General features: G+C 57.6%; 7 protein-coding genes and 4 pseudogenes. 6 read left to right on the forward strand and 5 right to left on the reverse strand.

Annotated elements, in window-relative coordinates; all coding sequences use genetic code 11:
* Positions 1-14: 14 nt before the first annotated feature.
* From X733_RS1000000169905 to X733_RS1000000168850, 3 genes are all read right to left on the reverse strand, one after another.
* A complete protein-coding gene (locus X733_RS1000000169905; protein ID WP_155924287.1) occupies positions 15-539 on the reverse strand; it encodes a hypothetical protein in 525 nt (174 codons plus the stop codon).
* Between the two features lie 133 nt (positions 540-672).
* Positions 673-939: a transposase gene (locus X733_RS138565; RefSeq protein WP_023820119.1), complete on the reverse strand. Its 267-nt coding sequence runs from the start codon at positions 937-939 to the stop codon at positions 673-675.
* 1861 nt (positions 940-2800) lie between these two features.
* Complete coding sequence (locus X733_RS1000000168850) at positions 2801-2929, reverse strand: zinc-binding dehydrogenase (RefSeq protein ID WP_023820123.1); 129 nt, start codon at positions 2927-2929, stop codon at positions 2801-2803.
* A 1655-nt stretch (positions 2930-4584) separates the two neighbouring features.
* On the opposite strand from X733_RS1000000168850, the pseudogene X733_RS1000000168865 reads away from it, so the two are divergent.
* Positions 4585-4954: pseudogene (locus X733_RS1000000168865) on the forward strand (transposase); the annotation flags it as partial.
* A 544-nt stretch (positions 4955-5498) separates the two neighbouring features.
* Here X733_RS1000000168865 and X733_RS01000000166765 read toward each other — a convergent pair.
* Both X733_RS01000000166765 and X733_RS01000000166770 read right to left on the reverse strand, forming a co-directional pair.
* Positions 5499-6694: pseudogene (locus X733_RS01000000166765) on the reverse strand (IS91 family transposase).
* 7 nt (positions 6695-6701) lie between these two features.
* A pseudogene (locus tag X733_RS01000000166770) lies at positions 6702-7556 on the reverse strand (tyrosine-type recombinase/integrase).
* A 376-nt stretch (positions 7557-7932) separates the two neighbouring features.
* Between X733_RS01000000166770 and X733_RS138555 the strand changes: the two are divergent.
* The 5 genes and pseudogenes from X733_RS138555 to X733_RS1000000168880 all read left to right on the forward strand — a co-directional run bounded on the left by X733_RS138555 (position 7933) and on the right by X733_RS1000000168880 (position 13226).
* Positions 7933-8931 (forward strand): TatD family hydrolase, encoded by a 999-nt coding sequence (locus X733_RS138555; RefSeq protein WP_023820125.1) that lies wholly within the window; start codon positions 7933-7935, stop codon positions 8929-8931.
* A 123-nt stretch (positions 8932-9054) separates the two neighbouring features.
* A complete protein-coding gene (locus tag X733_RS138550) occupies positions 9055-10428 on the forward strand; it encodes an amidohydrolase family protein (protein ID WP_023820126.1) in 1374 nt (457 codons plus the stop codon).
* A 75-nt stretch (positions 10429-10503) separates the two neighbouring features.
* Positions 10504-12111, forward strand: a complete 1608-nt coding sequence (locus X733_RS138545) for an ABC transporter substrate-binding protein (protein WP_023820127.1) — start codon at positions 10504-10506, stop codon at positions 12109-12111.
* Positions 12111-12330: pseudogene (locus X733_RS1000000168870) on the forward strand (ABC transporter permease); the annotation flags it as partial. The gene X733_RS138545 and the pseudogene X733_RS1000000168870, both read left to right, overlap by 1 nt.
* Positions 12331-12884: 554 nt before the next feature.
* Entirely contained in the window at positions 12885-13226 is a 342-nt protein-coding gene (locus X733_RS1000000168880; RefSeq protein ID WP_081740770.1) for a carbon-nitrogen hydrolase family protein, read from the forward strand.
* Positions 13227-13302 lie beyond the last annotated feature (76 nt).

Genomic DNA, 13302 nt, shown 5'->3' on the forward strand with positions numbered 1-13302 from the left:
TCTTAAGAGTGATCTCAATATGGATCGAAGAGACATTCTAACGTGAAACCGAACCTGCCAAGCACCACGCTGGCTCCAACAAAAGCGCCAATAAAGGTAAATTGTGATGAACCAAACCTCCAGTACGTCAACTGATGCGGTGGTGGATGCCCCTTCGGCTGGCGTTGGTGTAATGTCTGCTTCGCGCCATGGTGGCGCTTACGGAGGAAAGGCAGATGACGCAGGTGCGTATCCTTGCGATCGACCTTGCGAAGCGAAGCTGTCAGGGGTGGTGCGGTTCTATTCAATCGTGTTTTGTCCCGGTCCAGGCGGACTTCAAAAAACTCTGGACCAATCCAGACACCCCGAACCGCGAACGAAAGCACCTGCTTGCCCACATCATTGAGGACGTCACTCTCCTCAAACCACCGAAGAGAGGCACAACCAAGGTTCAGTCGCTTCAAGGGCGGTAAAACCCAGACGCTCGTCACCGTGAGCCCAAAATCCCCCAGCCAGCAGATCAAGACGAACCCCAATATCATCGAACTGATCGATGACATCCTCGACAATCATATTTTTTCCGAAATCGCCGAGATTCTCATCGATCAGGGATATCGTCCGGGCTCGGTGACGCGCCGTGACCAGCGGAATGCACGCTTCACAACCAAACGCGTCACCTATCTCGTTGGCTGGTCAACTCCGCCAGTAGGATACGCAGCCCCGGCGGATCGAGTGTCCCGTCGATGCGCAATCGCGCGCCGCTCGGAAAGGCCACGACGATCCTGCCGGCCCGGTTCGGGCAATCGACCGCGGCGCGTTCGACACCGGCAGATCCTTCACCTCGATCCGCGCGAAGGTCGCGATGGCCTGATCGGCCTCGAGCTCGCCGCCGGTCATCTGCTTGCGCCAGGCATAGAGCTGTGATGGAGCTACACCGAACGCTTTCGCGACCTCGGTCACCTACGACCCCGCTGCGCTCCCAAATCCACCAACGCCCACTGCTCGGCGCAACTCCACAGCTTGCGTTGTCGCGAATGCCCGGACTCCGTTGCATCATCGGCGGCCGGCGCGCTAGCGCTCAATTTGCCGACCAGATCGCCCTCTGTAGATTCCAATGTCATGGGTGGAAAACGCCCATCTTCATCGGACTATTGCAAGGTGCCCTTTGCGCGTCGCTTATTACTGTGATCGTCGCCCTTTCCAACAAGCTGGCGCGCATCGTTTCGGCGCTGTTGCCGAAAGGCGGGGTCCATGGCGCTCCGGTAGCGGCCGGATAAACCGACCGCAAACACGAGGCGTCGAAGGTGTAGGAGGGTCGGGCATCAGATGATCGCAACAGAGGCCGGACAGATGTCAGCACCCAACTACGCGCAAAGTACCGTACCTGGAAAATCCTCTTGCACTTACGGGAGTGTCCACAGATGTTCGGGGGGCCAGATAAGCAGACGGCGCGGCGTCAGCGTCCTCATCGGCGATCTCGAGGATACGGGGATACGGTGGTGCTGGCCAAAGAGGAGCGCGTCGCGCGATTGGCAATCTTTTGCGACAGGAACCGAGGAGCGTTGGACGGTTCGTGCGCGTCAATCGGCTTAATACCGGATTGGTGGAGATCGTCCGCTGAGGGCTTCGATTGCGGGACGGGCACTAGGCTTTGCACAGCATGCACTGCACAACGAATTTGGCTCGCGAGCGAATCGCATGCTTCAAATGTCGCCCAGGAAAAGAGACCAACTGGGCGGCACCGTCGGAATCCGCACATGAACCTTTCGCTGGGAGCTGCGCTCGTTTCGTCTGGGTTACGCGACCACCGCTCCTCAATTCGCTCGACAGTTGCTGTACACCGCACGGCATACGGTTTGTAAATTACCTGCCCTTCCACCGCGGCTTACGTTTTTCCTCAAAGGCCCGAGCCCCTTCGCGGCTGTCCTCCGAATCCTCTAAAGCCTTGGATTTTCTTAGTTCACCCGGCGGATTTCTGATCGCCGCAAACCCGTCCTTTGCAGGCAGGTGCGATATGTAGCGCATGACTTCTTTGAGGCCTTCGACAGCGAGCGGGGCAGATTCACAGATTTTGTTGGCATGACGGAAGGCGGCTGCCAGTGCCTCTCCCCGAGGGGCAACCTCATTCACAAGGCCCCATCTGGCGGCCTTAGACGCTGAGATTGGCTCGCCTTCATCATGAGGTGCATTGCGATGTTGAATGGTATACGGCGATGTAGGTCTACGTACCGCCGGCCGTGGGCAAACCCGAGCCGCGCTTCCGGGAGAAGGAAGCGCGCATGCTCGGCCGCTACGATCATATCGCACGCGAGCGCGATCTCGAAGCCTCCACCGGCCGCGGATCCGTTGACCGCGGCTATTACCGGCTTCGTCAAACCCCAGAACTCAGTAATGCCACCCGAACCCTCCCGGGCCCTCACCAACCTCCGGATCAAAATAGAGATCGGGACTGCTCGCCTCATTCAAGTCCCAACCGCCGCTGAATATCCGGTCCCCCGCACCCGTGAGGATTGCCACTCGTAAGTCTTCGTCTTCCTGAGACGCTGCAAAGGCAGAATACATTTCTCGGCTTAGACGGCGAGAAATGGCATTTGCTGGTGGGTTGTCTATCGTGACTACGAGTATTTGTCCTTGTCGACTGAGTGCTAACTATGTGTGGTCATATTGGCAGTCTTCTGATCAGTGCTTTGTGCTTGGTGCCGGACGGCGGCTCTAACCGGTAACGCTGCCGCGACGACGCCGGCGTCGGTAGTAAATTACAGGTTTCTATCCGGGACGCCCCATTGGTGACGAGGCGAGCTCAAACCGCTGACTCGCGTCGCTAAATCGCCACGACGACTTTGCCCATGGCCTTGCGGGCAGCGAGATGGCCAATCGCATCGGCACCTCGGGCAAGGGAAAAGCGCTCGGAGATGTGCGGCTTGATCTTACCGGCAGCATATAAGCCCAAAGCTCCTTGACCTCCTGCTGGTACGCCGCGGGATCACACGGGCGTAGAGATCTCGAGCGTCGTCAAGGAAGTTGGCGAGGGTATTACCAATGTTAGGCCGGGTGACCGGGTACTGGGCACGTCCAACTTCGGCGGCATGGCTGAAGAAATGGCTATAGAGGCGACAAACTTGATCCCTATTCCAGCCGCCATGCCTTTCGACGAGGCAGCGGCGTTTATCTGCACTTACGGTGTCGCGTACTACGCCCTCAAGCACCGCGGTCGATAGAGCCCCGGCGAAAGACTGCTCGTGCTCGGCGCGGCTGGCGGCATCGGCCTGGCGGCAGTGGAGCTTGGTCGCGCCATGGGCGCGCGCGTAATTGCGGCAGCGTCATCGCAGGAGAAACTGGACCTGGCTGTGGCTCGGGGCGCGAAGTCCGGCGTTGTCTATCCACGCGGTCACGTCTTCCAATACGAGCGTCTGTGGCCCGCCGATTGCCTTTCTTAATAACGCCTTCATAATACTTGCCGGCTCTTTTCACGGCGGTACAGTGCGGCGCAAATAGATCCAAACGCGTTAAAAAGCCAGTGGAGTGGTCGATAATCGAAGTGCTACCCCTGGCAGGAGGTCCATCAGGCTCACCGGTCATATCCATCAGACCGGTGTATGCTCTCGCAATCTGATCACAGCTAGGCTTGGTGGCATTTGGACCTGTCTGCCCGTATGCAGAAATGGAGCAATAAACAACGCTGGGATTGATGTCCGCTACTGATCGTAGTCCAGTCCAAGTCGCTTAATTCTGAATGCCTAGAGAATAACATCAGCGTCAGCAATCATCTTTTAATTATATTTAGCCCCGTCGGATCGGTCAGCGAAATCGTTACGGGCTTTTTCCCGCGATTAAGCCAAAGGTACCATGAGTAGCCGTCAATCTCACCGGAGCCCCACCATCCTGTGTCGTCACCGGATACAGGTCTCTCAATTTTAATTACCTTGGCCGTAGTCAGCGAGCATAGCGCTTGCCACGGGGCCAGCCACGTTGTTTGCAAATCCAGTATTTTCAACCCCTCGAAAATCATACTTTGGCGCACTTTAATTAGCCTTTCGTTTCTATTGGGAGCGCTATTCCCCGAATGAGCGGAATCTGTGGATTGTACTCGAAGAGTTACTAGCCCCCTGACTGGTCATCGCTCTGTAAATAAATCCATTAATCATGCGACAATGGACCATTGCTCAAGATGGTGACAACCTGGCCTATTGCATCATCATCGGTAAAGCGGAACACGTTGTAGATCTAGATATCCTTGATCGATGGATGCAACGCCGCATATTCGCGTGCCTTGTGGTTCAATTGTCACGCCCGCCTTGACAAGCGTTTCAGTCAACCCCTTCAGCACGCCAGCTGGCGATCTTAGGGGGCCCTGACCACGTTCCACCACGAAGAGCTCCTCGTCGGCGGGCCTCGGATTCAGTCTGTTCGGTTCCTGGCTGAACTGGGCAACGAGAATGCGATGAGCCTTTGAGATTTTTTGGCACTCGTTCAATCCTTTCTTTGTAAAGTCGGAGCAGGCTAACTTATGTTTGATCAAAGATCAACTGCGATCCTGAAATTCCGTGGCTGTCAGCTATGTTTTTTGTGCAGAGTCCCACGTTGGATGGCAAGGTTCTCATGCGCCTGGAGATGGCCGAGCAAATTGGTGTGCTTACAGAAAAGATCGAGACGCTCGACACCAGGATTGTCGCGGCGCTACGACCGTCCGCGCCACCGTCCAAGATCCCGAAGCGTTCCGAACCGGGGGGGATCTGGCCGCCTGGATAGGGATCACGCGGCGAGCGAACTCGAGTGGCGGCAAGGACCGTTCGGCAAGATAACGAAGCGCGGCAATAAGCAGTTGCGAACTCTGCTGATTGTCGGTGCGACGTCTATCCTGAAGCAGGCGCGCAGAGGCGTAAAGGTACCTGCTCTTCGGTGGCGGGCCCGCCGGTCAGTGCCGCGACCGAAAACAACGCACGCGGTCAAAGCACCTCGTTACGGCAGGATGTAGCAGCGGCCGTTGCCCCCCTCTCAACCGAGCCTGACTCCGCCATTGGAGCCACGCTCGACATCAACGGCGGCGAGCTCAGCACCTAGCGACCTAGCCGCCTCAACTCAAGTGATGCGAAGGAATCTTGGGCGGAACCGCCGACAATCAGCCGGTCTGCGCACGTTCCTTCGCATATGCCACCTCTCCATTATGCAGAGCGTTTTTAGCGTGGGGTCGCTGGTATCGACGTTGACGAGCGCGCCGAGGCCGATGGCGACGGTTCGCTAAAAACGTGTTGGGCTAAGCCGCGGGCGCGACTGGGGTTCTATGGGTATTGAATGGTGCCGATCCAAGGAAAGGGCATCGCAAAGTGGTGTGGATGCAGGGGGTGGCGGGAGCGCGGGAGACGAAAGCAGCACGGATTCCGGTGTCGATAAACGTGACGATTGACGCGGCATCCTATCGGGAAGTGCCGGTGGGCGCGATGGCGCGCGCTTTCGCGGGATCGGCCCGGTTTGCCGGCCGAACGGGGCGATGCGGCGACGATGAAAGCAGTGTGGTTCTTTCATGACGTATCCCAGTACCACAAGGGTCCGCTGACGCCGTCGAAGATTTCGATGATGATCATCTGCCCTTGATGACAGGCCGGGCATTTCCTGAGGGAACGCCCGGTGAGCTTCTCGTAGCGGTCGCGATAGTCCTTTGCGGATCGGCTGTCCGACGGCGCGGAAATCGGCATGGCCGAGCAGCTCACGACAGCAAGCGAGCTTTTGCGCGCGATAGCGATTGCCGAGGAAGCCATAGCAGCGGATCCGATGGAAGCCCTCGGGCAGGACGTGTAACAGAAAGCGGCGGATGAACTCATCGGCCGATACGGTCATGACCTTTTGCCGATCACGGTGCCGATAATCCTACAGCGGAAGCGCGCCGCGCCATCCTCGATATCGACGAGGCGATTGTTGGAGATGGCGACGCGGTGCGTGTAGCGGCCGACGTAATCGAGCACCTGTTCGGGTCCGGCGAAGGGCGGCTTGGCAAAGACGACCCACTCGGCCCTTCGCAGCGGCACCAAATAGTGCCGGAAGGCGTTGCGTTCGCTCAAGGCTCGCAAGTCGGAGAAGAACCGCAGCTTGCCGGCGTCGAAGGCTTTCCCCAGGTACTCCAGGAACAATCGTCGGAACAGGTGTGAGAGAACGCGGACCGGCAGGAAGAAGCCCGGCTTGCAGGCGATCCAGCGCGTGCCGTCCGGCGAAAACCCACCACCCGGGACGACGCAGTGCAGATGGGGGTGGTGCAACAAATTTTGCCCCCAGGTGTGCAGCACGGCGAAGAAACCGATCTCGGCGCCGAGATGCTTGGGGTCGGCAGCGATCGTGCGTAGCGTCTCGGCGGTGGCGCGGAAGAGCAGGCCGTAGACGAGCGCATTGTTCTGATGGGCGATGGCGGCAATGGGCGCCGGCAGCGTGAAGACGATATGAAAGTACTGTGTATCGAGCAGTTCGGCGCGTCGATCCTCCGGCCACTGCGCACGGGCCAGCGATTGGCAGCGAGGACAATGCCTGTCGCGGCAGCTGTTGAAGGCGATGCGCCTGTGTCCGCATTGATCGCACGCTTCGACGTGCCACCGAGCGCGGCGGTCCGGCACAACTCGATCGCCGTCATGACGCGGCGCTGAGCGGTCGACAGCGATGTGTGCTGGGCACGATAGGCCTCGCCGTAGCGACGGAATATGTCCGCCACTTCCGGCCTCGAACGGACCATCGGGAGCTCAGAAATACTCAGGTTTGGCGGGTGGCGGCAGGGAGGGCGCTGGGCGTGGCAAAAGCTCGAAGGGCTCGCGGTAGCGCAGACCTTGTTGGTGGCGATGCGCAGATAATGGGCGGTGGTCGCGAGGCTGCGGTAACCGAGCAGCAATTGAATGGTGCGCACGTCGGCGCCTGCCTCCAGGAGATGAACGGCGAAGGCGTGCCTCAAACTGTGCGGCGTCACCGGTTTGGACAAGTGGGAGAGATCGTGCGCTTTCGCACAAGCTTGCCCCGCTGCATCCCGGGTGATCGGGTGGCCGGTGCGATCTCCGGGGAGCCACTCCTTTGGACGCCGCATCCTCCAATAATCGCGCAGGATCTCCAGGAGCTTGGGCGACAGCATCACATAGCGGTCCTTCTGGCGCCCTGCTCGACACGGACGACCATTCTCTCGCTGTCGATGTCAGTCGTCTTCAGATGCACTGCTTCCGAAATGCGTAGACCGGCGGCATAACAGGTGGTCAGGATCGCGTAATGTTTGAGATCGAGCAGGCAGCCGAGAAACCGCTGCACTTCATCCGGACTGAGGATGATCGGCAGCTTCTGTGGCTTCTTGGGAAGCGGGAGGACCTCTTCAGGCACCCAGTCTCTTTCAAGCGTCACCTTGTAGAATGGCGGTGTGATCGAGCCCGGCGCCAGTTGCTTCTCGTTGGCCAGATAGACCTGGTAGATCCGGACGTCCTCTCGTCCGAGCAAGTCCGGCGCCTTGCCGAAGTGTCGTGCGAACAGCGACACCTGTTGCAGATACCAGAGTTGGTATTGAGCGAGAAATTGCGCACCTGCATGTCATCGCTCATGCGCTGGCGAAGTGGGGTCATGACGAGCTCCTCTGTCCGATGGAATGGGCTGAAAATAGCCGTCCCATCCTCGCGCAGTTGGGCTCCTACTGAATACGTGACCTCCTTGCCGCTCCGGCGTAGCGGAGCGGGTTAGTCCAAGTGAAGTAATGCTCACCTCTCCATTACTTCACAAAAGGCCGCACGTATTGCGGCGCGATCAGCTGCACCTCATGGCGAAGCTTGACCATTTCTATGTAACAGCACCCTGGGCCACCTAACGGGGACTTGAACTGTGTAGAAAATATCGCTGGCAGCCATGGAAATCTCTATTGATCTTTGATCAAATGCCGGTTAACGATCTATCGAACACATGCTCTCTCCGGGGCAGCGCATCCAATAGGGGGAATTTCAACGCATGATGGTCCAAACGGTGACTGGCCCGATCGCGGTTGAGCAACTGGGCCGCACACTAATGCACGAGCATCTGTTCATCGCTCTTCCCGGCGCTTGGTTCGATCCGCTCGCGAAATTCGACCGTGCGGAACTCATCAAGGAAGCAGTCCGGCGGTTGGTTCAACTGCGCACTGAGCATGACGTGCGCACCTTCGTCGACCCGTGTCCAATCGAACTTGGACGCGACGTTTCGCTGATGAAAGAGGTTTCCGAAAAATCCGGCGTGCACATCGTCTGCACCACTGGGTTTTATGTAGAGGAGAGGGGGCTACCGATCTACTGGCGCGCCCGCAGCGTCGATGAGGTCGCCGAGTTTTACGTCCGCGAGATCACCTACGGCATCGGCGACACAGGTGTGAAGGCTGGCGCCCTGAAGGTCGCAACGGGAGCGCCCTTTGTCACCGAGCAGGAGAAAAAGTTCCTTGCCGCCGCCTGCATCGCGCAGAAGGAGACCGGGGTTCCGATCATCACCCACACCGAGGAGGGCTGCGCAGGGCCAGATCAGCAGGAGCTGTTCGCGGCCGGCGGCGTTGCCCCCCATCGCTGCCTGATCGGCCATAGCTGCTACAACCCAGATCCCGCGTATCATCGCCGCATCGTAGATGTGGGCTCTTACATCGGATTCGATATGATAGGGATGCTCGGTACGTCGGACGAAGTTCGCGCGGATAATCTGGCGGAGCTCGTGCACGCCGGCTTTCGTTCGCAGGTTATCATGAGCATGGACCGCATCTGCGGCTACTTAGGCAAATTGAGGTACCAGCTCACTGCCGATGAGATTGCTAAGATCGAACACGAAAAGTCCCAGGGACTCCACCAAGCCTACACTTTCATATTCACCGACTTCATCCCGATGTTGCACGCACGCGGGGTCAGTCAGGCGGACATCAACTCAATCCTGGAGGACAACCCGCGACGGTTCTTTGCCGGTGAGATTCCGCCTAAAAGGGCGACAAACTAACGAGCCGACGCACCACTCGCGGTCAACCGAATGATCCGCCTGCTAGAGCTACTAAGTCAGGGTCCCGCCGCACGAAGTGGGATAGCTTCGCCAAAGGCTGAACACGCGCAAGAAGGATAAGCAATGCACAAGAAGACCGTCGATACTCTCATCATCAACGGGGATATTTTCACCGGCGACAAAAGTCAGCCGCACTATCGGCCGGGGGCCGTAGCGATTTCCGATGGCGTAGTGCTCGCGATAGGTCGCGAGCAAGAGATTTTGTCGGCGTATGATGCGACGCGCAAGATCGACGCCCATGGCGCTCTGGTCCACCCGGGCTTCATTGAAACCCATATCCATTCGACTGGAATGGCTTATCACGGAGCGCCTTTCAGCCCGCAGTCGGCCACTGCCAGCAAGGTGAACTACCAGAGCATGAAGGCAGCGACTGACCCCGAGATAACCGCTGCCTATGCGGCCGCGGCCGCCTGCACGATGCTGCAACGCGGCTTCACCCTGTACTTCGAGGCAGGCACCGTCTTCGAAACCGATGCGTTTGCCGAAACGTTGACCAAGTGCGGTGTGCGGGGAATGGTGACCGCCCCATGGGCATGGGACGATATGTCGTTCGACACGCTCGATGGACTGAACGAGACCTTGATGCGACGTGCACCGGCGGACGCGAGGCGGGTTATCGATCAGTGCAAGTACGAACTTGCGCGCAACAAGGACGACAATGCGTTGGTACGAGGCTATGTCGGTCTGCAAGGAAGTGCTGGCGGCACAGACGAGCTTGTCCGGGAAGCGGTAAGACTGGCCACCGATTCGAACGCGATCTTCTGGCAGCACCAAGCCTTCGAGCCCGAATGGGACGCACTAGAGCGAAGGAAGTTTGGTGACGCCGGCACGGTCCGTATGCACCGGCTCGGAGCCCTTGGGCCCAACACGACGCTCGCGCATATGAACATGCTTGACGAACAGGACGTCGAACTCATCCTGGCGATGAAGCCGGGCCTTTCCTGGTGTCCCAACAATGCGATGGGCTATCAGATTACGCCACCGCATAAATGCTGGTTTCCGCATCTCTACCGAAATGGGGCAAGTGTTTCGCTCGGTGTTGACACTATCATCGTCCATCCGATGGGGATCGCCGGCCTCATGAGCCTCTATCTGTCGAGAATGGTTGGGGACGCGCTGAATCCCTCCGATCCTTTTTACATGCAGACGATCGATGCTGCAAGAAACGTAGGCCTCGGTGACAGGCTGGGCAGCCTGGCCGTGGGCAAGCGCGCCGATGTGGTAATCCGGGAAGCTCGCGACATCACCCATTACTCCTGGCGCGACGACACGGGCATCCTGTTGTCGCTGTCCTCGTCGATGATCCCGGTCGACACAGTTCTCATCGATGGCAAGGTCATCATGGAAAAGGGTCGCCTCACGACAATGGATCAGGATGAAATCCTTGCCGAAGCCGTGCGACAGCGCGATCTGTTGGCCCACAGGCTCTCCGCCTAAGTATGCGACACTTCCGAAAAATGTAGCAACTGCTTGAGACGACTAACAGAAATCAAAAAAGAGGAGGAACAGAATATGAAAATCACTAGACGCGAAATTGTCAAGACAGGGCTGGCCGCCGGAACAGCATTATCTATGCCAACAATCCTTAGGGCACAGACATCACCAGATGACGCTCGGACAGTTCGCTGGATACCGGGCGGGAATACCGTAGCGTTCGATCCGATCTTCTCGTTAAATGCATCGCAGCATGCTTTAGCTATTTACGACATGCTGTTTGATGTCGACTCCAAGGGCATGCCGCAACCACAAATGGTAGGAAAGTGGGGCGTCTCCGAGGACAAGAAGACCTACACATTCCAACTCCGTGAGGGCCTGATCTTCCACGACGGCAGCCCAGTCACTGCGGCGGACTGTGTGGCCTCGATACGACGTTGGGCCCAAGTGGATACAAGTGGAAAACTGATCATGGCCAAGGCCAAGGATATCTCGAAACAAGACGAGAAGACCTTCACGATCACGCTCAACGAACCGTTGCCGCTTCTCATACCTTTGCTCGCATCGTCCTACGCTGGGTATTATCTAGCGATCATGCGCGAGAAGGACGCGAAGCTTCCCCCAACGGAGCAGGTGACAGCGAATATTGGATCCGGGCCATTCAAGTTCAATCAGGCTCTCGCCAAGCCTGGCGCAAGCTTCACCTACGACCGAAATGAACAATATATACCGCGCCAGGAACCAGCGGACGGGTTCGCCGGTGGAAAGGTCGTCAAGGTTGATAGAGTGGTCATGGAATTTATTACCGATGAACAGACCGCCTTCGCGGCTCTCCAAGCGGGAGAGGTCGATTTTGTTCAATACCCCGCACAAGTACTCTACCCTGCGATCGAGAGCGATCCCAACCTTGAATTGGAACTCTTAAACACTGCGGGCTCAGACATGTTCATACGCTTGAACTGCCTGCAGAAGCCGTTCAACAACGTGAAAGCCCGGCAAGCGATGCTTCACCTGATCGATCAGGAGGCAATCATGCTGGCCGCCGGATTTGAGCCAAAAAATATACGCCCTGTCACATCAATATTTGGATATAGTACCCCGTACTCCAATGACGAGAATACGGCATGGTACAAAAAGGGGGGCGACCCGGAAAGAGCGAAGCTTCTTTTGCAGGAGGCTGGGTATGCCGGCGAAACGGTTCTCATTTTGCAGACCACTGACTGGCCGCAAGGTAGCAATGCCGCGCAATATCTGGCGAACACCCTGCGAAATATCGGAGTCAATGCTGAGCTCGCGGCTAGCGACTGGGCTGGGATGGAGAAACGCAGAGTAAACAAGGGACCGATTGTGGACGGCGGCTGGAGCGTATTTATTAGCGACTTCGCCGATTCCAAATTTCATAATCCGATCGGTTTGCCTTTGCTCGCCGCAAATGGCGTAGACTATTATGGCTGGCCGAAGAACGATGAATACGAGGCTCTCCGGGCCAAATGGGCAGAGGTCGAAACACTCGATGAACGCCTGGCACTGGCCCGTGAAATGCAACGCCTCGCATGGGACTTCGTTGGCACTGTCATGTTGGGAAATTATGTCGACCCAATTGCTCGCCGAAAATCTCTGATCGGCCTAGTTCAGGTTCCGTCGGTTTATTACCCGATGTGGAACATGGAGAAAGTCTCGGCCTGATGACAGTTTACATCTTCCGCAGAGTTGTTTCGGCCATCGCCGTCATGGCGATGGTCGGGATTTTTGTCTTCCTGCTTCTCAGGCTGGCCGGGCGACCCGGCTGCCATGATCGCCGGCCGGTCGGCCACGGCTGAAGTAATTGCCGGCATTCGTGAGCAGCTGGGCCTGAACGATCCTATGCCGGTTCAGTTCATCCATTGGGTGCGCGACATGCTGGGCAATTCGTCGACAGTGGCCAAAGCTGCATCGCAAACTATGCTGCCACCCCTATAAACATGTCCGAAGGCCGATTTGGCCGCTAGCGGGCGGCGCCCGAAGGGGTATAACGAAGCGAGAGATACACAGCCTGGTAGCGGTCCAGTTAGCCTGCCCTCATCAAGGAAATCTACATACCCCAAACCATAATAGCCACCTGTGCGTTTCCGGGCACAGACGACGTGGCCAAAAACCTCGATCTACACCTGTCCTAAATCAAGGAGGCTGCTAGAGCCGGTGCTTCCCTTGTCGTCTTTCCTGAGACGAGCTTGCAGGGTTTTCCGGTCCTGGACTTAGGAAAGATTGAGAACGCTATCACGAAAGCTCAGCGCACGGCCGAGTCAGTCCCCGATGCCCCTCGGTGGAACGCCTAATAACGGCTGCCATGAAGCACAACATCCATGTTGTCTTTGGCCTCACTGAGGCTGGCAAGCAGCCAGGTATTCTCTACAATACCCTAGTGCTTGCGGGGCCGCAGGGATACATCGGGGCATTTCGCAAGGTCCACCTCACCCTCGATGAGAATTTATCTGGCGGCCGCGCGACCATTGGCCAGTTTTAACACCGCCCTTGGCAAAATCGGCCTGCTGATCTGCTACGACAAATCGTGGCCGGAGGGATGCCGAGAACTCACCCTTTCGGGGGCCGAACTGCTGGTTATAGGTTCCGCGTGGGCCGCAAATGCTGGCCAGGGCGAGCGCGAAAACAACTCCGTTGTGAGCAGGTACAACCTATATGACCGTGTGCGGGCGTTGGAAAACAGCCGCTGGCTCATCTCCTCAAATTTCTTTGGTGAACATGGTGGATCGAACTTATTGGGTTCAGCCAGATTGTCGATCCGCTCGGCGGCATCGCTGTAAGCAGTGGACTTGACCACGTTGGACTGGTCACCGCGGAGATAGATATCAGTGCCGGACTTGCCGATGCTTCTGCGGC

The organism is Mesorhizobium sp. L2C066B000, assembly GCF_000502335.1.
Lineage (GTDB): Bacteria > Pseudomonadota > Alphaproteobacteria > Rhizobiales > Rhizobiaceae > Mesorhizobium.

Bases quoted from the DNA above. Each gene is read 5' to 3' on its own strand.
- X733_RS1000000169905 (WP_155924287.1), bottom strand. From the start codon at position 539: ATGTCATCGATCAGTTCGATGATATTGGGGTTCGTCTTGATCTGCTGG.
- X733_RS138555 (WP_023820125.1), top strand. From the start codon at position 7,933: ATGATGGTCCAAACGGTGACTGGCCCGATCGCGGTTGAGCAACTGGGC.
- X733_RS138550 (WP_023820126.1), top strand. From the start codon at position 9,055: ATGCACAAGAAGACCGTCGATACTCTCATCATCAACGGGGATATTTTC.
- X733_RS138545 (WP_023820127.1), top strand. From the start codon at position 10,504: ATGAAAATCACTAGACGCGAAATTGTCAAGACAGGGCTGGCCGCCGGA.
- X733_RS1000000168880 (WP_081740770.1), top strand. From the start codon at position 12,885: ATGAGAATTTATCTGGCGGCCGCGCGACCATTGGCCAGTTTTAACACC.